Here is a 20,877-nt window from a genome sequence, read left to right as displayed (position 1 = left end):
AAGGGAGGTACAGAGCCTTTTTGGTCAACTTCTCCAGATTTATGCTAAAATTTTTTCTTTTAACTTCTGATTCAGTACCTGTAATGCGTTTTCCAACTCGGATTTAGGTACATGTAAATAATTATCGCCAATGCTTACCTCGCAAAAGCAGCTCTTTTCACCATTCTCTTTAACATATCCTGTTAAACCGATTCCCGTCTCATCATACGTTTGGATTAGAATGGCCTCAACCTCTTCCTTCGGTGCATCAAAATATAAGTGGAACATATTAGACACCGGATTTACCGGCACAGTGCGTACACCTTCGCAATCCTGATAAAGAGCAGCCAGTTCCTTTGCTCCTTCATGATAGTCCCCCATCTTCCCGATCCGTTGATCAAAATAATAGTCCGCACTGACTATATAAGGGTATAGACTGATTAAATCGCCGCCATGACGCCTTTTCCAAACCTTAGATCGCTCTGTAAAGCCTTTGTCTCCTGCCAGGATCGCACCAGCTACTCCACCGATTCCTTTGTAAAACGAGACATACACGCTGTCAAAAAGGGCACAGACTTCAGCTGCGGTTTTTTGATAATAAGGCAGTATCTCAAAAAGCCTTGCTCCATCCAGGTGCAGCTTAACCCCTTTATTCCGGCAGTAATCAGAGATCGCTTGGAGGGTTTCATAATCCGGCAGCTGCCCGCCGATCTCCCGTTGTGGAAGTTCAAGCAGCAAGCAGGAAATTTCCTCTTTTATGTTCCTTACGTCATCCATGGTTATGACTCTATTTTTATCTGCGAGCAGAATGGATTCTATCCCATGCAATTCCTTTAGACCATCTTCTTCGTGAATTTCCAGATGACACAACGGATGATAAGCCACTTTCTTAATTCCATTCTGGTCACACCAAATACGAAGAGCGATCTGCTGCGCCATCGTTCCGCTCGGAAAAAAGACAGCTGACTCTTTGCCTAGATAACCGGCTATTTTTTCTTGAAAATCCTCGATGATCCTGCCATTTCCATAAACATCACTTTCAAGCTGCCCATCCATCCTATTCATTGCTTCTTTTAATACTTGGATGTTGCGGTTTCCATGGCCTGGCAGCTGATGGTCCGTTCGCTTAAACGCTTCTAATAGAGGGCTCTTTTCACTCAAACGGGTTTCTCCTTTCCGTACAACAGACGGTAGATTAAGAACTTTTCATACGGATTACGCTCGTATAGACCAGGCAGGATTACCTCTTCTTTCAACTCAAATGCTGTTTGATTCTCTAGAAAAAAGAGGTACTCCTCTGGTGCATAATACAAAATAATTTCAACTTCCCTTGGTGACTTCTCGACTGAACGCAAAATGTTGTTTACCGCTTTAATAAAAATTTGCAGAGAAAAGGGATTAAAAAAATAAAACCGATTATCTTTTGAATCGATTTTGTACTCTTCTGCCAAACAGCATTGAAAATGAATGCTTTCTTTTCCTTTTCTGTGTTTCTTTATATAATTCCTTTTATTTTCAAGGGCCTCTTCATAAAAAGATTGATCCATCTCAATTCCAACAGCTGATGCCTGAAAGAAATAGTGGACATAAAAGTTTAACCTTCCTTTGCCGCATCCAAAGTCAACCATTCTATCGCTGTTCTTTAAGGGATATTGATTAAATAATATCTCCAGCGCATGATAGGGGGTTGGTTCGTACCGATTATAATGAACGGAAGGATGGAAGCCCTTTTGGCTGCCTTGGGTGTGAATATTCAACAATTTATCAAAATACTGTTCCTTCATAAATGACTCCTCATGATTAACAGGCTTATTTTCTTATCATAACAGATGAGCGTTTTCACCATGATTTTATGTATGATTAAAAAACAAAGCAAAAACAGGGAATATCTGTCTCCTCCCTGCCTTCAAAAATATTTTATTCCATATTCACATAGTTAAAATCCCCACTGACCTTCACACTTTTAGGAACCTTTAATAAAATGAACTCACTTCCGTGTACGGAGAAGTAACTGCGAGAAAACAAGCTTTGACCTCTTGTGAATTGATCGAACGCAAACCCCTCGCTGAATTTGGTAAAGTTAACCTCTATCCCCTCTGGAGCCTTAATTCTTAAAGTTGATTCCTCCACATTTATTTTTGGTAAATTTTTCTTTTCTGTAAAATCGATGCCATCTACGATCATTTTCCCCATATAATGAGCAGCTTCTATTACTCCATCATCAGATGGCTTGCTGACCACAAACACATTTGCATGGTATTCTTGCTCATTTTTATCAGATATCTTTAGATCCTTTTCTTCATAAGGAAAGGTCCATGTCTTCTTTTTAGTAAAAATGCCATCAGTTTTCGGCAGCGTTCCATTAAGTGCAAGATTAATCATTCTATCTTGTTCATTTTCAACTTTACTTATTTCTTCTTCACTGAAACTTATGCTCTCTGTAGGATTACCAGGAAAAAATGTATAGGATAACACCGTTGCCACAAATAAAAGGATCGTGTATCCCCCAACAACCCATTTCATTCTCCTCGGGCTGCGGTATCTTTTTTTATGAGATTTAAATGCATATGTCCCTATCCCGGTTACTAATAGAATAATTATAAGAATCGGCAGAACCGAAACCATGACTGTCATGACCTCACCTCCATGCGATTAGAGATCAGGATGGCTAAGACGTAAAATAAAGCTGAAACCGTAATAATCTTAACGAACAACAAGGTAAGCAAAGCTTCTGATCCGAAAAACAATGCGATCGTCTGCAGCAGCGTCGGGTCGTTATGGAGCCCGTCCATGATCAAAAATCCTATAAATCCTACTGGAATCAAGAAGCTGAACAGCCTGTTAACCTGGATCAGCATTCCAACAAAATAGCCGATACTTACAAAAAGAAAGATATAGAGCACTGTTGCACTTACTCCCTTCAAGATCTGAGTAATTGTAAGCTGATTCATCATGATACCATCCACGTGCTTTACATACACAGCGAGCAAACGGCACAAGTGGCTTGAAAGAAATACTGTAATTCCTGCAAACAGACTTGCAGACATAAGAAAAAGAATGTTTGAAAAATGGCTGATCTTACGGTTTGTGACAAAGGAATAATCATCATAGCGGTAAGCTTTGGTCGTTATGATGATGGCTGTAATAAAGCCCCAGATCATGACAAAGGCAAGAATCAGATCACCAGAATAATAGTTTACGTTGTATGAGAATGTTCCTGACGAGCCTCCACTCATTCCAGTACCATTTAATGAAAAGAAAGTAGCAAGAATCTGTATTACGACCAAAGAAGAAAATACGCCGAAATAAGATCTTAACTTATACCGGTACTGTTTTTTGACAATCTCCCAAGAACTAACTTCAGCTAAATACATGATCGATACCACCCTTTGTTTTACTCGTTAAATACGTGCATATATCTTCTGTAGGAACTGGGACTACTTCCAGACCGATTGCTTTTGCATTTTCCAGCTCTATAAGCGAACGGTCATTTTTGATCACAGCATAGGAGATATTTGCACCGATTTCCTGTATATAGATCGGTTCTATTTTTTCCATCCATTCCTTGAGAGCCTCTGTTTTCCCTCGTATACCAATTGCAAATTCCTTAAGTTCTTCAACAGGCGTATGAAGAAGTTTTTCACCATTCTTGATCAGGAGAACCTCTTCCAAGATGTCTTCCACCTCATCGATAAGGTGGCTTGAAAGAATAATAGTCCTTGGCTCGGCAATGTAGTCTTTTAGCAGCGCCCGGTAGAAATCTTTTCTTGTTCCGGCATCCATCCCGCTTGTAGGTTCATCAAAAATCGTAAGTGGACAGCGTGCTGCCAATCCGATAATCATGTTGAACGTACTTTTCATCCCTTTTGAAAGATTTACGTGGCTTAGGTTAGGGCTAAATGAAAAGTAATCAAATAATTTTAGTGCAAGATCGTGGTTCCAGTTTGGGTAAAACCGTTTTGCCGACTCAAGCAGTTCTAAAAGTGTCAACATATTTGAAAAGCTCATTCCGTTATCTATAAAAATTGTATTTGCCGATACTTTTAAACTGTTAAAAGGGTTCACGCCGAAAACCTGGATTTCACCCGATGAGTGGCGAAGGTAACCGGCAATCATTTTAAGCAGAGTCGTCTTTCCAGCTCCATTCCTTCCGATTAATCCCGTTATCTTATTCTCCGATAATGTGAAAGACAAATTATTGATGGCCTTTGTTTTGCCATACTGCTTTGTCAGCTCTATGCATTCGACTGTTTTCATTTCTCTTCCCCCTTTATCTTTTGGTGCATTCCCCTGATCATATTGATGAGTTCTTCTTCGCTCACGTTTAGCTGTACAGCTTCTTTCGCAAGTTCTGTTACCATAGCATTAAGCTTCGTATTCTTTCGTTTTATAAGAATGATTTCTTTTGCATCTGCTGCAACAAACATCCCTAATCCCCGTTTTTTATAAAGGACCTTTTCATCTGCTAAAATATTGATTCCTTTGGCAGCCGTTGCCGGGTTGATATTGAACATCTCAGCCAGCTGGTACTGTGAATATATTTTTTCATTGGTATCAATGGTCCTGTTTAGTATTTCGCTTTCCAGCCATTCTGAGATCTGGATGTAAATCGGTTTCATACTGTCAGGATTTAAAATCAAACTTATTTCACCTCCGACATACCACATTAGTACATTACTCTTGTAATGTACTATATATTACCAATTTATACAAAATTTATTTATCGACACACAAAAAAGACAGCCTGTTTTTTTTAAGAGCTGTCCTTTCTCATCTTTATTTCTGCCTTTTTTCCGTAACTGCCTCACACATTATGTCATACATTTTGACAACACCAGCCTCCGACGCCTCAAACTCAAAAGCATTCTCCACGCTGATTCCGATGCTGTCCGCTTCCTGTGCCGCATCTATGTTGGCACCCATAAAGATGAACTCCCAGCTATATTTTTCCTGCTGGTGTCTAATCAATTCTTTTACCTTTTTATAAGTAAATTCCTGGCTCGCATTCTCCATGCCGTCTGTTGTGATCACAAAAATTACCTTGCCCGGTCTGTATTTTTCATCAGTCTTTGATAGCCTGTATCCGACATCCAAGATCGTCTTTCCGACTGCGTCAAGCAGTGCTGTCGTTCCTCTAACGTAATACTCTTCATCTGTTAATCTTGTTTTCTTTGCATCAACACCATTCCATAAAACTTCATATTGATCATCAAATAGCACAGTCGTAAGCAACGTTTCTCCTTCCAGCTTGCATTGCCTTTCAATAAAAGCATTAAAACCGCCGATCGTGTCTTTCTCGAGCCCTGACATAGAACCGCTACGATCAAGCAGAAAAACGATCTCCGTTAAATTCTTGTTCATTTCTAATCCTCTCCCTATCTTTTTGTCATGCTATAATCATAGTTAGATTTATCCAACAAATGGTCGCCTGTAAAGCGACATTTAAGGAGCTGGCCGTATGCTTGATCAAAATATTTTATTGAAACTAGAGGCTTTTATCCAGGAGCACTTATTACTAGAGATTCAGATTTGTCAGTCACCGAGGTGGATGGAAGAAGATATTCAGGAGCAGAGCATTCACTTTGAGCTGGATCATTACATCAATAAGAATCGAAAACAAACCCTGCAGCAAAAACTTTTTCAACTCATCGACCAAAAAGGTCTTTCTGACGCTGAAGTATACAGAAAAGCTGGTATAGACCGAAAGCATTTCTCTAAAATACGTTCCATCGGTTACCGGCCAAAGAAAAATACGATTCTTGCACTTGCCCTTGCCTTAGAGTTATCTGAAGAAGATACAGATGAACTCTTAGGGTCAGCAGGATTTTCGTTATCGAATAGCGATACCAACGATTTGATCTTTAAATTCTGTTTAACGAATAAAATTTACGATGTATATCAGGTAAATGAATATTTGGAGTATTTCAGCTTAAAAAGTACTACGTAAAAAAGACAACTTCCCCTTTTGGAAGTTGTCTTTTCTCATTTTTTGTGTTCAATAGCACCTGCCACATTATAGTTGGAGAGGTCTAGTTCTGTTGGCTTCCCAAGAGCAAGCTTTGCAAGTTCTGCTCCTAAATAAGGGCCGCTCGTTAAGCCAGATGCTCCGAGTCCGTTAGCTACCCAAATATTTTTATAGTCAGGCAATGCCCCGATAACAGGCAGAAAACCTGGAGTGAACGGCCGAAAGCCTACTCGTGTTTCTACCAGTCCAGCTTCTGATAAACCAGGAGCGATGGGCAATGCTTTCGTCAGAATCTCATGCACCCCACCAGCCGTTATCCGGTCATCAAACCCCGCTTCATCCTCGTGTGTGGCTCCTACAACAACACGTCCATCTTCAAAAGCAAGAATGTATTGATTGGTTGGGGGCATCACAACAGGCCAGAAGCCCGTATCCGTTTCAGGAAGCTTCAGATGTATGATCTGTGCTTTTTGCGGTGTTACTTTGAACTCGATCCCCAATGGCTTTAAAATTTCGTTTGACCATGCGCCTGCTGTAACGATGACTTGATCGGCTTGCAAGGCTTTGCCATCGATACTAACCCCAGCTACACGACCGTTTTCGAGATTAAGGGAAGCATTTCCGTTTAACATTTCGGAACCATTCTTGACAGCTGCGTTCACTAAAGCATTTCGCATCTTTCTTCCATTCACCCTAGCCCCGCCGCTTACAAAAACAGAACCGTATTCAGCTGACAAAGGCGGGAACAGCCGCTTTGTTTCTTCTGGTGACAAAATCGTAATTTCCCCGATTTCAGGAGCATCTTCACGGCGTTTACGCGCTCGTTCAGCCATTTTTTCCAGCTTATCTGGATCAGTATGCAGACTAAGTGTGCCTACGCGTTTATACCCTGTCTCCGTTTCACCGTCAGCCTCCAGTTGACGGATCAATTCCGGGTAATAACTGGCACCGCCTTTTGCCAGCTGATACCAGGCTTTGTTCCTGCGCTGTGATAGCCACGGACAAACGATTCCAGCTGCAGCATCCGTCGCCTGCCCACGATCCCGGCGATCCACCAAAGTAACGTCGGCCCCTGCCTTAGCTAGGTGATAGGCAGTAGATGCACCTAGTATTCCCGCTCCTATTACAACGATTTTTCCCATACTAACACCTTGATTTCTATAATTTATCCTGCGACCAAACTTTATCTGTATAAGATTGTATCATAGGAAGGAGCAAACAAAAAAAGAAGCAGGACAGCCCTGCTTCTTTTCTATCTATTCCACTCCAGGGAACCAGCCCGGTGAGTTAATGATCGCGTTCCATAACGGATCTGGAACGACGAGTTCTTTTTGTTTCGCTTTATCGATCTTTGTAACGATTTCAGTCTCTTTGCCTTGTTCAATTTTTTGTACCCAATCCGGATCGATGATCAGCTCACGCCCAAGGGCGATCAAAGGAACACCCGTCTGAACAGCTTTTAGGGCATCTTCTGCTGTATAAATGGAACCGACACCGATCACCGGGACGCGGTCTCCTGTTCTTTCTTGAATAATCTCAATGCGTGGGCGAGTATCGTCTACTCCTCGTCTTGGCTCAGACCAGAAATCCATCAAGGAAACATGTAGGTAATCCAGTTCCTTCTCGCTTAGTGCGTCCACTAGGCAAAGCGTGTCAGCCATCGTGATCCCAGGTGTTTCTGGTTCTTCCGGCGAGAATCGATATCCGACGATGAAGGAGTCATCAGCATGCTCAGCCACCGCTTTTTTCACAGAATCTACGACTGCTAGAGGAAACGCCATACGTTTTTCCAGAGATCCTCCCCACTCATCTTCCCGGCGGTTTGCGTGAGGTGAGAAGAACTGTTGAATGAGGTAACCGTTCGCTCCATGAATTTCAACACCATCGTAACCCGCCTCAATAGCACGTCTTGTCGCTTCTCCAAAATCACGGATGATGGATTCTACTTCAGATGTTGTCAGCAGACGAGGGACTGGCTTTCCTTCTGCAGATGGAATGTCGCTGGCACTCACAACATCCCCGTTCGGAACAAGTTCTGGCGGAACTTCACGGCCGCCGTGAAAGATCTGCAGGATGGCTTTTGAACCCTTCGCTTTAATTGCTTCTGCCAACCTCCGAAGGCTTGGAATCATCTCGTCTGTATCTCCTGCAAACTCACCAGGAAATCCCTTACCGTTAGCCGTTACATTGGTACAGGCTGTGATCACCATGCCAACGCCTCCAGAACGGCGTTCATAATAGCGAATCTCTTCGTCAGTTACCGTTCCATCCGGATTTGATGAGAAATTTGTCATCGGTGCCATAACGATACGGTTTTTTAACTCCACACCGTTTTTGAAGCTGAAAGGTTTAAATAATGGTGCATATTTCTCATTCATCATGTTGTGTCTCTCCACCTTTTCTTCTTTATACTTTACTTTCTTTTTTTAAGTTACGTTCTTATTTATATTAGTATCCGTTCTCAATAAAATCAAAGAATACGATTTGAACAATAGCCCCGTATGTACAATCCCAATTATTTATACCCTTAATGGATGAGTATCATGAAAAGTAAAAAGATCTAACCCGACTACTACAGGGCTAGATCTTATTAGCTAAGACCCAAAGATGGCTAAATACTGATTCTGAAGAGCAAAACGATTATTTTTCCACCCCAAGGTGTTCATGACATAACCTAAAGCATCAGCATTATATAGCCCTGCTACCTTTTGATAAGCTAGCAGTTCACAAACACCGTTCCAGTCAAAATCAACCGGATACAGCCCGCTTAAAGCATTAACGAATCCCGTTACTGGACTTTTCAGCTTGCCGTTTGCCTGATATATACCATTCAAATACTCAGGATCTCTTGTCGAAATGTCTATGAAATAAGTTTGATTATTGCTCTTGCTGATAACTTTAACTTTGTAGTTATCCTGATAAATAACCTCATATTGGTATTGTTCGTTATAGGTATTATAATCAAAAAGGATCTCTGGATTATGGTTTATGAAGGAATAAACATAGTCATACGTGTAAGCACCGCTGCCTCCCGAATTTATGCTTATAAGAATATCATTCACTCGATTACCGGTAAAATCACCCAAGTATAAAACAGGGTTGTAGCCCGCATTTTCACGCAGCGGCACCCTTGATACACCGCCTGTTCTTCCATCCTGTATGACGAGAGTGATATTCTGAATAAACGGACTGTCAGGAGTCTTTGTTCCTGTTAAATACACGGTGTCAGGAACTCCATCTCCCGTTACATCTCCGTTGGCAGAAGCAATGATACTCGGATTCATGGTAGTCCTGCCATAGTATTGGTTATACATAACATGCTCCTTGTTTGGATGAATTTTATTCATATCATATGGGCGAACAGGAATATGGTTACTGGGATAGAGCACCAGAAATAATAAAAAGCCAACATAAGATGCTGGCCTTGGTAACAATCTATTTAATTGAAAAAGATAGTTTCAATATTGATTCTGAAATAGCTCCTGTGTTCCATATCCCATTTGATTTAAAAGCCGTTTAGCCGAAGATAAACTTTGTTCGGTTTGCTCCTGCCAATCGATTATGGTTTGAATAAACGGTTTATACTCTTCAGGGGCATTGTCTCTCATGACAGGCAGCCATTTCTTTACTTCTTGATCTTGTTTTAGTCCATTATCTACACAGGAGACCAATGTTTTAATGATAGACTCATGAGATTCACCATTTTGCAGCCGCCTCGCACTCCCAGCTGCTGTCACCCGATGATAGGAAGCTGGAACAAGGTGATTATGCATTTCACCATTTCCTTTTAGGTTTGCGGTTGCCGGGATGTGATAGAGCTGCGTACTCATTGAACAAACCATCTCTTCACCATATAGGCTTTGGTTTAATAGTTGTAAAACGGCGGTCCAATCTTGTCTAAAACTATAATAGTTCAACATCTTCACCCACTTTTAGGAATTCCTTATATCCTATGTGGGTGAAGTATTTTTGTCTCAAAAATTTCAGGATATTGGTCTAATCAGTGATTGTGTAAATTACTCCTCTAAAGGAAGTCTGAATAATTTATCATCACCTTCACGTGGGGTTCCTCTCCCGTCACGATTATTCGTAATCGTATATAATGCATTTCCTTCAATCAGCACATCCCGCATTCTCCCTGCGTTTTCAAAAAAAGTATTGACGGTTTTGTCAGTCAAATCGAACACTAGAATACGTTCACCGCGTAAATTCGCCACATAGATTTTATCATCTTTAATCGCGATTCCAGATGGAGCCCATGTGACATCTCCTGATTGATATAAAGGAGAGACCATATTAGGCGCTTGTTCATCGCCCTCAATGACCGGCCAGCCATAGTTTTTTCCCGGTTCTATCAAGTTAATCTCATCGTGAGCCTGCAGGCCATGCTCAGAGCTATAAAGATTTCCGTTCTGATCCCAGGCCAACCCTTGAGGATTTCGATGACCATAAGAATAGACATAAGAATTACTAAATGGGTTATCGTTTGGTATCGTACCATCCAAGTCCATCCGCAAAATTTTGCCTCCCAGACTTTGAATGTTTTGAGCGTTTTCCTGGTTCCCGGCATCACCTGCGGTAGCGTACAACTTTCCATCCGGTCCAATTTGAATTCGCCCGCCGTTATGGATTCTTCCTCCAGGGATTCCCTCGAGTATAATTCCTCTTTCCGTCCATGTATTGCCGTTAAGTTTAAGCACGATAATACGGTTAAAAACAGCACCATCCTGTCTATAGGTATGGTAGGCAATCGCTTCTTGGGAAGCATTAAAGTCAGGAGCAAGGATGAAACCTAGCAATCCTCCCTCACCTGAATGCAGGACTTCCTTCGTAACCTCTACATTCTGAACTGTTTTCGAACCGCTATCCCCATCGACTTTAATGATATAGCCTGGCCGTTGGCTCATATAAAAGGTGTTATCCTGTTTGTTGATATTCCAAGGTATTTCTAAATCTGTTGCGATAACCTCAGCTTGTCTTGCAAGAACTTCTACAGCCTCTTTATCGTTCTTTTCAGATGTTTGTTTATCTTCATTAAAACATCCTGAAAGAATGAGAACCGAAACAAGTGTGAAGATGAATCCTTTCAAAACGAACACCCCAATTTTTTACAAATTTTTATACTAATAATAGTTTAGCCATATCATTGATAGAATTAACATAGTTTCTAAGTTAACGAACCTTTTCGTAGCTACTTCAACATATCTGGAATGCTGCTTATAGACAAAAGTGTAGTTGATGTTAAAAAAGATTTTATGATTGGGCATTAAAACAAGCAAAATCCAATGATTGACCATTGAATATAATGAGAGGAAACTTTTTAAAGAGGAGTTTGAAATGTTTGGAATTAAAAAAGTTTGTTGATGCCCTTCCTATCCCTTCGTTTATTACACCCAAGGAATCTTATCAAGGGGCGCCGCTTTATGAAGTGAGTATGATTGAAACACTGCACAAGTTTCATAGAGATTTACCTAAAACGAAGGTATGGGGATATAATGGGCAAGTACCAGGCCCAACATTTAATGTAGAAAAAAATCAGCCTATATATGTGAGATGGACAAACCATTTACCCTTAAAACACTTTTTACCTGTTGATAAAACCATTCACGGAGCACATCACAATCCAGAAGTACGAACAGTTGTGCACCTGCACGGAAGCCCGTCAGAACCAGATAGTGACGGTCATCCTGAAGCCTGGTTTACGAGAAACTTTCAGCAAACTGGCCCTCACTTTATGAAAGAGATCTATCATTATCCAAATACAGAACGAGCAGCTAACCTTTGGTACCATGACCATGCACTTGGAATTACCCGTCTGAATGTGTATGCAGGTCTTGCAGGACTTTACTTCGTTAGGGATGAACAAGAAAGAACACTTCCCCTTCCGAAAGGTAAATACGAGGTACCACTAATGATTCAAGACAAAACATTCAATCCGGACGGTTCGCTCTTTTATCCTGCACAACCAGACAATCCATCTCCTAATTTACCGTACCCTTCTATCGTTCCTTCGTTTTTAGGAGATACGATTACCGTAAACGGGAAAGTCTGGCCATTTTTAAATGTAGAGCCCCGCAAATACAGATTTCGTTTATTAAACGCTTCTAATTCTCGAACATACAAGTTCCAATTAAGCAACCTACGTCCTTTTTATTTAATTGGAACTGATGGCGGCCTGCTTACCCGGCCGATTAAAGTAGAAAGTTTGGATGTTTCACCTGCTGAACGAATCGACATCGTTGTTGATTTTTCAAGATTAGGGGGACAAAAAATAGTATTACAAGATGGTTTTGAATTAGAAAATCCAACTGGTGAGATAATGGAATTCCGAGTATCTAAATCTTTATCTTGCCCTGATCAAAGCAAAGTCCCATTACTCTTAAGCCGTATTGAACCCCTCCGAGTAAATAAAGTAAGAAAGATAAGACGCATAACATTAAATGACTCACAAGATGAATATGGTCGTCTTATGCTTTTATTTGACGATAAAGAATGGATGGACCCCGCTACAGAAACACCACTCCTCAATTCTATCGAAATATGGGAGTTAGTGAATTTAACCCCGGGAATTCATCCTATTCATGTACATCTGGTTAATTTTCGTGTCCTTGATCGTTACGATAAGGATGGAAGGCTGTTAATTCCTCTCCCTGCAGATTACGGTTTAAAAGATACAGTCCTGGTAGCTGGCGGAGAGACAGTTCGAATCATCATGAAGTTTCAGCCATTTTCAGGAGACTATGTATGGCATTGTCACCGTTTAGAGCATGAAGACCATGATATGATGAGACCGTTAAAAATCATACCTTTTCATTCCTCCAATCATTCCAATTCAAATAGACACCAAACAGATATGTAAATTTATCTTCTAACAACCGCTTTTTTTAAACGTAAAAAGGCAACTCCCATAAGGGGTAGTTGCCTTCTTTTAAATTGTATACGATTATAGGATAAGGTCCTTAAAAAAGTAAGGCAGATATCCTTTTTTCAACTTTGATGCAACTCCATCCATTTCTTAACTAAACGCTTCGGTGCCGCACGTAAATAGGCTTCCTGAATAAGACCGATCAATTCATCCCAGGCTCCACGCTCCGGATTTTCAATAGATACCCACCCATGTCGCCCTATGTATGGAGTTTTAAAAAAATGCTCTTTCTGCAGCAAGAATTCTTGAGTTTCCCGATCTGACTTGAACGACAAGCTGAATCCTTTCTCGCTTTCGCCTGATATGACGAATGATTTTCCATTAATTTTAAACGTATTGTGACCAAAACCGTCAATATGTTCAACTGCTTCGGGCAGTGCAAGACAGATATTGCGCACATTTTCAAGCATGCCTGCCGTGTCTTGTGATTTCATGTTTTTATTCACCCTAAAGGATTCTATTTTGCATTCTCATCAGGTTGATGGATTCCGAAAATATTGCCTTCGGTATCCATATAGTATCCTTGCCAAGCCATTCCAGGAAGGGCATATTTAGGCATTGCAACCTTGCCACCATTCTCAAGAATTTTAGCCTCTGTTTGATCGTAATCTTCAACACCCATTGTGCAAGCAAATCCATTTAATGCTTGGTGAGGTTCAGGTGGAGCACTTTGCCGCTTCATCAAAGCCCCATTGATCCCCATTTCATTCTCGTCCCCTGTCACGGCCCCAAAGTAAGGCCTTCCTGCATATTCACTCCAGTCTTCGAATGACCACCCGAATACCTCTCCATAAAACTTCATTGCCCGTTCCATATTATCCACATGAATTTCAAAATGAATTAATCTTCCCATGATTTCCTCCTATTTTTTCAAGAATTTCTACTACCTTAAGTCATTCAATGTATTTACTTAAAATTCCTCTTAACCAAAGTACGGTTTTTCCATAAAAAATGCACCTCCAATTATTAGCCGAGTCTAATCATTGGGGTGCAGTTCAATCACAAATTAAGCGGTTTTCTTCTTTATGCTGCTTTGTTGATATTTATTTTTTTTCCTTCTTTACGCCACTCTTTATATTCAGCTGCTGCGGTGAAAAGTACGTCAGTAGATGAGTTAAGTGCCGTTTCAAAAGAGTCTTGTAAAACACCTATGATAAATCCTACTCCAACTACCTGCATAGCAACATCAGCTGGAATTCCAAATAAGCTGCATGCCAGAGGAATCAGTAATAATGATCCACCAGCAACCCCTGAAGCACCACAAGCACATATAGCTGATAGGATGCTAAGGAGAATGGCTGTAGGGAGGTCCACTTGGATGCCAAGTGTATGAACCGCTGCAAGTGTCAAAACAGAAATAGTAACAGCGGCACCAGCCATATTGATGGTTGCACCTAATGGAATGGATACTGAATAACTGTCCTTATCCAAACCTAGCTTCTCGCATAACCTCATGTTTACTGGAATATTTGAAGCTGAGCTGCGTGTAAAGAATGCAGTAATACCGCTTTCCTTTAAGCACTTAAATACAAGCGGGTAAGGGTTTTGCCTTATAGCTGCAAACACGATGATCGGATTGACAACCAGCGCTACGAAGATCATACAACCAATCAATAAGGCAAGTAATTTCCCATAGCCTAGCAACGCATCAATTCCATTTGCAGTAATAGACTCAAATACGAGACCCATGATTCCTAATGGAGCAAACTTAATTACCCAAGTAACCAGTTTGGCAACCGCATCTGAAAAATTAGAGATCATCGTTTTTGTTGTATCAGCGGCATTTCGCAAAGCCAACCCAAGGAGTATCGCCCAAGATAAAATACCAATATAGTTCGCATTTACAATGGCATTAACCGGGTTATCAACTACGTTCAGCAGTAATGTTTTTAAAACCTCGACAACACCGCCAGGAGGCGTTACACCCTCCGCTCCCTTTGCAAGTGTTAAGCCTACAGGAAAAATAAAACTTGCAATAACGGCGATTAATCCAGCTAAAAAGGTTCCTAAAAGGTATAGGAAGATAATGGATTTCATGTTCGTTTGCTGGCCCTTCTTGTGTTGGGCGATGGCAGACATAACCAAGAAGAGTACCAACACAGGTGCAATTGCCTTCAAAGCACCTACAAATAAAGAACCAAAAATGACAACAGGTTTTGCTGCTTGCGGGATTGTTAGAGCAAGGATAATACCAACAATCAAACCTGCAATGATTTGTTTTACCAGACTCAACTGACTCCACTTTTTCAGTATACTTTTCATAGATGTCCCCACTCGTTTGATAGATTTGTAAAGCTATTACTCATTTCTCAAAACCCTGCGATAAGTCTATTACTAATACATTCTCTTGAATTCCACTGTATAAAGACAACTGTCTTTCCATTAAGTATAGTGAGTCTTTTGATATATTACAATTTTATTTTTTTTATTTAAAAAAGTTGTAATTATTTAAATATTCTTAATAATTTTTTAGTCTATTTTTAATAGTTGATAAAATAAAAACACCTCAGGAAGTTTCCTGAGGTGCATCAGTGAGCATTTTATTCTTTTATCTGATAAATATCATCCCTAGAATGGAAACCATTCGTGACAATAGTTTCGTCAAATAGGCTTTTAGTAAATTCCCACTGCATCAAATTCAGAATGAACTGCAGCTTCTTCCTCGCTGCCTTCACCATAAAGATCGATTGCAGATTGAACGATTGCCTGCCGTGCGTCGCTAAAATTGGAATTTGAAGTTAAATAAACAGTTAAAGCACGATAGTAGATTTTCCCTAATTTTTCCCTTCCAATTTCTTGGCCAATCAAGTATGCGGCATGGTTTGTAATGGAAGAGTTAACATGGACTCCACCGCCATCTACCGAAGTTGGCATATTATAAAACTCGTCCATATGATCCGGATAGACTCCGCCATTTGTACTGTACGCCCTTCTTTGCTCATTTGCGACTACAACACCGTTTGGATTACTTAAGCTGCGCAATACTGTTACACCGTCAGCCTTTGCAGCCGGTGCCATAATATCCTCGCCCATTTCCCAATCACTATCGTCAACGAGTGCACCAAAGACGTCAGCAAACGACTCGTTTAGTGCACCGGATTGATTGCGGTAAACTAAATTTGCTGAATGAGTAATGACACCATGAGTCATTTCGTGGGCAGCAACATCAAGACCAGCAGATAGAGAGATCATGAACTTACCATCGCCATCACCATAGGTCATCCAACGCCCATTCCAGGAAGCATTGTTGTAATTGTTGCCATAGTGAACTTTAGAGATGATCGCCATTCCCTTTCCATCTAGAGAATTACGGCCATGTTCATTTAGAAAATAATCATAAACCTTTTCTGAATTATAGTGTGCATCGACAAGTGCTCGATCATAGTCGCCGATAAATGCAGCAGAATTCCCAACATAAAGTGTATCATTACTAGAAGTGTTGTCATTTTTAGCATCATACGTTTCGATTCCTCCAAGATTCTCATGAGAGTAATCTGCTAACGCAAACTTAGTTCCAGATCCCTCTTCCTTCACTCGAGTAACATGTAATTCCCTGTGTTCACCATGAACGCCTTTTCCAACACCTTTTTGTGTTTTATTTTCTTCAACATGCATTAAGCCATTAAATTTATCGATGACTTTTCCTGAATTTGCATCCACATACACAAACCAGTTTCCAGGTTCATCGCCCATAAAGTTCACATTCACTTTATAAGCTGTATGATTTTTCTTTTCAAAAGGAAAGACAACAAGCTCAGTAGTTGGCTCATATGTCAGTTCCTCCGGGGCGTTAACAGAAGATAAAGCCACTTGAAGTGCAGCATCACTGCTTATGGAAGCAGCCGTATCTACTGCGGCATCGGCAAGAGTCTGATTTGTTCGTCCGTTCACGGATACGATTTCATGTTTCTCATTAAAATGAACCATAACTTCGGATCCTTCCACACTAATTCCATTGATTGCCTGAGTAAATCGGACGTGAGTCATACCCAGTTCATCCTTTTGTACACTTTTAACTTTTAAATGTTTATCCGGATTTTTAATTCCGGTTTTATCTTCGTTTTTCTTCAAATAATTTAATGCATTGGAAGCGCTGCCAGAAGAGAACTTCTCTGCCGATCGATCTTTTACAAAAAAAGGAACACTCGCTCTTTCCTTCCACTCCTTAGACGCTTGTACACTACTAATCTCACTTGAATTAACAGGCTGTGCAAAAACATTAACTGGAATAGAACCTGCCAACAACGCTGACGACAGAACTATAGGTGCAATAAGCTTTTTCTTCACCATTTGTTACCTCCTATTAATTGGATAATTTAATTATAGAGAATAACGAGTCTATTTAAATGAATAATATGAATTATCTTAATATTATTAATAATAAGAAAGCAATGTTAATGAATAGGATTCTATAGGTATAATCTACCAATTAAAATGATGAAAATGGGTATAAGGTTAATATAAAAAGGAGCCTCTGCCTAGCGTTTAACCAATAAAAAAAGAAGGAGTCAGCAGACTTTGTCCTGCTTTCTCCTTCCTCATTTCGCACATCTTTATTCTGACTTTGGTTCTAGTAAGTGCTTATTATGAGCAGCATTACTTTAGAACTAAATAAGTTCAATCAATTTTCAAAGTTATCAAGCACTGCACGCACTTCATCTGTTGATTTCGTGTTCATCAATTGATTTCGTAATTCAGCAGCTCCAGGAAATCCTTTGACATAGATTTTAAAAAAGCGATGAAGCCCTGTGATTGAACGGGGCACTGCTTCGGCATATTGATCCTGAAGGTCAAGCTGCAGTCTTAAAAGATCAAGGTACTCTTTACTGCTGTGCTCTTTTGGCTCTTTTTCAAAAGCAAAAGGATTTTTAAAAATCCCCCTCCCGATCATTACGCCATCAATACCATATTGTTCAGCAAGCTGCAGCCCGGTTTGACGGTCAGGAATATCTCCATTGATTGTTAAGAGCGTATTTGGTGCGATACGGTCACGTAATTTTTTGATTTCCGGAATAAGCTCCCAATGCGCATCTACTTGGCTCATTTCCTCTCTTGTACGTAAATGAATAGAAAGGTTCGCAATATCCTGTTTTAAAATATGCGTAAGCCACTCCTCCCACTCATTTACTTCCTTGAAGCCAAGTCGTGTTTTCACGCTGACAGGCAGTCCGCCCACTTTTGCTGCTTGAATAAGTTCTGCCGCAACGTCCGGACGCAGAATAAGGCCACTGCCTTTCCCTCTAGATGCCACATTCGGTACAGGGCAGCCCATGTTAATATCAACACCTTTAAATCCCATCTCTGCCATGCCAATACTCATTTGACGGAAATATTCGGGATTATCGCCCCAAATATGTGCCACCATTGGCTGTTCATCTTCTGTAAACGTCAAACGGCCGCGGACACTTTTCATGCCTTCTGGATGACAATAGCTATCCGAGTTTGTAAACTCTGTGAAAAATACATCCGGCCGGCCGGCTTCACTTACTACGTGACGAAAAACAACATCTGTCACATCTTCCATTGGTGCAAGTACAAAAAATGGACGCGGTAAATCACGCCAAAAATTATCTATCATTTCAAGTTCAAATCCTCTCACTATGGATACAACTTCAAAATCCCGGTAAAAAATATTCTTTTACACTTATATCATGACTACTAACTGATTATCAAACACTGTACATTTATAATTCATGGAAAATTATTATTCAGAGCGAAATATTTATTTGGTTCTGAATGGTATTTTCACAAACAAAAAAGCAGATGGTATAGAATTTTTCTATTTCAGTAGCTTTCCTATTATACTAACTTCAAATACGCGACCGCTACTTTTTGAAAATAAAGAATTAAAAGTAAACTAAAAAGCCTCATTCACCAAGGAATAAGGCTCTTAGATTTATGAGAGTATAAGTTTCGCAACTGCCTCACAATGTGTCGTCTGCGGAAACATGTCCACTGGTTGTACTTCCACCGTTTTAAATCCGCCATCTTCCAAGATTCGCAGGTCGCGTGCAAGCGTTGACGGGTTACAGCTGACATAGACCACTCGTTTTGGCTTCATTTCAATAATCGTTTTGAGCAGTTCCTCGTCACAGCCTTTACGTGGCGGGTCGACGACGATTACATCTGGCGAGATGCCTTGTTTCTTCCACTCAGGAATCACTTCCTCAGACTTTCCTACTGCAAACTCTGCGTTCGTGATGTTGTTCAGTTCTGCGTTGCGTCTCGCATCTTCTATCGCTTCTGGTACGATTTCAACGCCGTAAACTTTCTTTGCTTTTTGTGCAAGGAACAACGAGATCGTCCCGATTCCGCAATATGCGTCAATCACCGTTTCGTCTCCGTTCAGCTCAGCATATTTTAGCGCCTGATCGTAAAGCACTTTTGTCTGATCTGGGTTGATCTGATAGAACGAACGAGCTGAGATGGCAAATTTGATGTCGCCGATAAAGTCATAGATGTATTCTGCTCCCCAAAGCACGCGAGTTTCATCTCCAAAGATCACATTCGTACGTTTGGTATTCACGTTCTGCACGATCGACTTAATCTCAGGCAATGCCTCTCTAATATCTTCAATAATCTTCTTACGCTGCGGCAGGTCTTTTCCGTTTGTTACAAGGACGATCATCAAGTCGCCTGTTGTTTTGCCATAACGCGCGATGATGTGGCGCAGGATGCCTTTATGTTTGTGTTCATCATAAGCACTGATGTTGTATTTATTAACGATTTCTTTTACCGCTTGAACCGCGTCATCGTTTGTATCGCCTGTGATGATGCAGCTGTCCATCTCCACGATCTCATGGCTCCGTTTTTGATAAAAGCCTGTGATGATACGGCCGTCACGCTCACCTACAGGTACTTGCGCTTTATTTCTGTAGCGCCAAGGTTCTTCTCCCATGCCGAGAGTCGGAAGTACAGGCACGTTTTCGAGCTTTCCGATCCTTGTCAGCACATCTTCCACTTGCTTACGTTTGTATTCTAACTGGCCCTCGTACGATAAGTGCTGCAGCTGGCAGCCTCCACACCATTTATAGATGGGGCAAAGCGGATCGACACGTTCAGGGCTTGGTTCCATCAGCTCTTCTAAACGTCCGAATCCAAAGCCCTTTTTCACACCAACGACCTTTATCTTCGCACGTTCGCCTGGCAATGTATTTGGAATAAACAGCGTAAACCCATTTACACGAGCTACTCCAGCTCCCTCATGGGTTAAATCTACAATATCTACTTCATAACTCTCATTTTTATGAACAGGCAATTCAGCCTTTGTCATTTTCATCGTCCCTTTTTGTCCATTATGCTTTTCTGATTGTAGCACAACTGCAGGTTGACACCAAATGGCAGTATGTAAAAATAACAGACCTTTGAGAGGCTATATGGATATATGGTTTGCTGTATGACTTTCCCGAGCCACTATAATTGTATAAAGGCCATTTAGTGTTTGATATTTCTTTTGTATTTCAATGGGCAGTCCCATTTTCATCTCATTAAAATCCCGGTTAATATCTGTTCCAATAGCCGATGTAATCTTGTTTAACACTTTCCTTAGGACATTTGGTTTTTTATCTGGTTCTATGAACTTATCAAAGATTAAAAGAGTTCCTCCTGGCGATAAATGTTTTAAACTTTTCTCTAGAACTTTTTCAGGATGCTCAACAACGCTTAAAATCAAATTTAATACAATGACATTGAACATTTGATTTTGAAAATCCATATGCTCTGCATTCATTTGCATCAGTGTTATGTTACGTCCTTTCGCTTTCGTTTCTGCTATTTTTAACATATCTTCAGAAAGATCAATTCCAATCACCTGATTAGTGTTCGGAAGAAATGGGAAATCTTCTCCTGTTCCTACCCCTACTAATAACAGGGAATCCCCATCTTTTATATCGATCTCTGAAAAAGCCTGCTTACGTGCTTTCCGGAATAACCTGTTACCCATGAGCTGATCGTAAAGCGGAGCAAGCCGTTTATATTTGGCAATGTTCGAACTGTTCTTCATCTTTAA

Annotated in this window: 21 protein-coding genes; 2 read left to right on the top strand and 19 right to left on the bottom strand. The window is 40.6% G+C overall.

What is annotated here, in order from left to right; genetic code table 11:
• Positions 1 to 39: 39 nt before the first annotated feature.
• The 7 genes from IEV52_RS18465 to IEV52_RS18435 form a co-directional block, all read right to left on the bottom strand.
• Positions 40 to 1,140, bottom strand: coding sequence for a threonine aldolase family protein (locus tag IEV52_RS18465; RefSeq protein ID WP_188404058.1), 1,101 nt, complete (start codon positions 1,138 to 1,140; stop codon positions 40 to 42).
• Complete coding sequence (locus IEV52_RS18460) at positions 1,137 to 1,763, bottom strand: class I SAM-dependent methyltransferase (RefSeq protein ID WP_188404057.1); 627 nt, start codon at positions 1,761 to 1,763, stop codon at positions 1,137 to 1,139. Before IEV52_RS18460 ends, IEV52_RS18465 begins: the two co-directional genes overlap by 4 nt.
• Before the next feature lie 133 nt (positions 1,764 to 1,896).
• Positions 1,897 to 2,613, bottom strand: coding sequence for a hypothetical protein (locus IEV52_RS18455; protein ID WP_188404056.1), 717 nt, complete (start codon positions 2,611 to 2,613; stop codon positions 1,897 to 1,899).
• A complete protein-coding gene (locus tag IEV52_RS18450) occupies positions 2,610 to 3,353 on the bottom strand; it encodes a hypothetical protein (RefSeq protein WP_188404055.1) in 744 nt (247 codons plus the stop codon). The genes IEV52_RS18455 and IEV52_RS18450 overlap by 4 nt, the downstream gene beginning before the upstream one ends.
• Positions 3,340 to 4,236, bottom strand: coding sequence for an ABC transporter ATP-binding protein (locus IEV52_RS18445; RefSeq protein WP_188404054.1), 897 nt, complete (start codon positions 4,234 to 4,236; stop codon positions 3,340 to 3,342). Before IEV52_RS18445 ends, IEV52_RS18450 begins: the two co-directional genes overlap by 14 nt.
• Positions 4,233 to 4,619, bottom strand: a complete 387-nt coding sequence (locus IEV52_RS18440) for a GntR family transcriptional regulator (RefSeq protein WP_188404053.1) — start codon at positions 4,617 to 4,619, stop codon at positions 4,233 to 4,235. The genes IEV52_RS18445 and IEV52_RS18440 overlap by 4 nt, the downstream gene beginning before the upstream one ends.
• A gap of 136 nt (positions 4,620 to 4,755) precedes the next feature.
• Positions 4,756 to 5,340, bottom strand: a complete 585-nt coding sequence (locus IEV52_RS18435; RefSeq protein ID WP_188404052.1) for a vWA domain-containing protein — start codon at positions 5,338 to 5,340, stop codon at positions 4,756 to 4,758.
• Positions 5,341 to 5,437: 97 nt separating this feature from the next.
• Here IEV52_RS18435 and IEV52_RS18430 point away from each other — a divergent pair, with 97 nt between their 5' ends.
• Positions 5,438 to 5,926, top strand: a complete 489-nt coding sequence (locus IEV52_RS18430; protein WP_188404051.1) for a hypothetical protein — start codon at positions 5,438 to 5,440, stop codon at positions 5,924 to 5,926.
• 35 nt (positions 5,927 to 5,961) lie between these two features.
• Here IEV52_RS18430 and IEV52_RS18425 read toward each other — a convergent pair whose 3' ends face one another.
• From IEV52_RS18425 to IEV52_RS18405, 5 genes are all read right to left on the bottom strand, one after another.
• Positions 5,962 to 7,086, bottom strand: a complete 1,125-nt coding sequence (locus IEV52_RS18425; protein ID WP_188404050.1) for an NAD(P)/FAD-dependent oxidoreductase — start codon at positions 7,084 to 7,086, stop codon at positions 5,962 to 5,964.
• Between the two features lie 114 nt (positions 7,087 to 7,200).
• The gene (locus IEV52_RS18420) at positions 7,201 to 8,325 is read right to left on the bottom strand and encodes an NADH-dependent flavin oxidoreductase (RefSeq protein WP_188404049.1); all 1,125 of its coding nucleotides are present in this window, start codon (positions 8,323 to 8,325) and stop codon (positions 7,201 to 7,203) included.
• A gap of 213 nt (positions 8,326 to 8,538) precedes the next feature.
• Positions 8,539 to 9,258 (bottom strand): VCBS repeat-containing protein, encoded by a 720-nt coding sequence (locus IEV52_RS18415; RefSeq protein ID WP_188404048.1) that lies wholly within the window; start codon positions 9,256 to 9,258, stop codon positions 8,539 to 8,541.
• Between the two features lie 144 nt (positions 9,259 to 9,402).
• Positions 9,403 to 9,864, bottom strand: a complete 462-nt coding sequence (locus IEV52_RS18410; RefSeq protein WP_240460756.1) for a hypothetical protein — start codon at positions 9,862 to 9,864, stop codon at positions 9,403 to 9,405.
• A 96-nt stretch (positions 9,865 to 9,960) separates the two neighbouring features.
• Positions 9,961 to 11,043, bottom strand: coding sequence for a PQQ-dependent sugar dehydrogenase (locus tag IEV52_RS18405; protein ID WP_308464582.1), 1,083 nt, complete (start codon positions 11,041 to 11,043; stop codon positions 9,961 to 9,963).
• A gap of 242 nt (positions 11,044 to 11,285) precedes the next feature.
• On the opposite strand from IEV52_RS18405, the gene IEV52_RS18400 reads away from it, so the two are divergent.
• Positions 11,286 to 12,803 carry a multicopper oxidase family protein gene (locus IEV52_RS18400; RefSeq protein ID WP_188404046.1) on the top strand — a complete coding sequence of 506 codons (1,518 nt, stop codon included), beginning with the start codon at positions 11,286 to 11,288 and terminating at the stop codon, positions 12,801 to 12,803.
• Between the two features lie 128 nt (positions 12,804 to 12,931).
• Here IEV52_RS18400 and IEV52_RS18395 read toward each other — a convergent pair whose 3' ends face one another.
• The 7 genes from IEV52_RS18395 to IEV52_RS18365 form a co-directional block, all read right to left on the bottom strand.
• Complete coding sequence (locus tag IEV52_RS18395) at positions 12,932 to 13,303, bottom strand: MmcQ/YjbR family DNA-binding protein (protein ID WP_229754363.1); 372 nt, start codon at positions 13,301 to 13,303, stop codon at positions 12,932 to 12,934.
• A 23-nt stretch (positions 13,304 to 13,326) separates the two neighbouring features.
• Positions 13,327 to 13,722 carry a VOC family protein gene (locus IEV52_RS18390; RefSeq protein ID WP_188404045.1) on the bottom strand — a complete coding sequence of 132 codons (396 nt, stop codon included), beginning with the start codon at positions 13,720 to 13,722 and terminating at the stop codon, positions 13,327 to 13,329.
• A 170-nt stretch (positions 13,723 to 13,892) separates the two neighbouring features.
• A complete protein-coding gene (gene sstT, locus IEV52_RS18385) occupies positions 13,893 to 15,131 on the bottom strand; it encodes a serine/threonine transporter SstT (RefSeq protein WP_188404044.1) in 1,239 nt (412 codons plus the stop codon).
• 351 nt (positions 15,132 to 15,482) lie between these two features.
• On the bottom strand, positions 15,483 to 17,156 hold the full coding sequence (locus IEV52_RS18380; protein WP_188404043.1) for a M4 family metallopeptidase: 1,674 nt from the start codon (positions 17,154 to 17,156) through the stop codon (positions 15,483 to 15,485).
• A gap of 334 nt (positions 17,157 to 17,490) precedes the next feature.
• Positions 17,491 to 18,447: a tRNA dihydrouridine synthase gene (locus IEV52_RS18375; protein ID WP_188404042.1), complete on the bottom strand. Its 957-nt coding sequence runs from the start codon at positions 18,445 to 18,447 to the stop codon at positions 17,491 to 17,493.
• A 318-nt stretch (positions 18,448 to 18,765) separates the two neighbouring features.
• Entirely contained in the window at positions 18,766 to 20,142 is a 1,377-nt protein-coding gene (gene rlmD, locus IEV52_RS18370) for a 23S rRNA (uracil(1939)-C(5))-methyltransferase RlmD (protein WP_188404041.1), read from the bottom strand.
• A 99-nt stretch (positions 20,143 to 20,241) separates the two neighbouring features.
• Positions 20,242 to 20,871 carry a class I SAM-dependent methyltransferase gene (locus tag IEV52_RS18365; protein WP_188404040.1) on the bottom strand — a complete coding sequence of 210 codons (630 nt, stop codon included), beginning with the start codon at positions 20,869 to 20,871 and terminating at the stop codon, positions 20,242 to 20,244.
• Positions 20,872 to 20,877 lie beyond the last annotated feature (6 nt).

The sequence above is a fragment of the Fictibacillus barbaricus genome (genome assembly GCF_014635025.1).
GTDB classification, from domain to species: domain Bacteria; phylum Bacillota; class Bacilli; order Bacillales; family Fictibacillaceae; genus Fictibacillus; species Fictibacillus barbaricus.
This window is presented reverse-complemented; position numbering and strand designations above follow the sequence as displayed.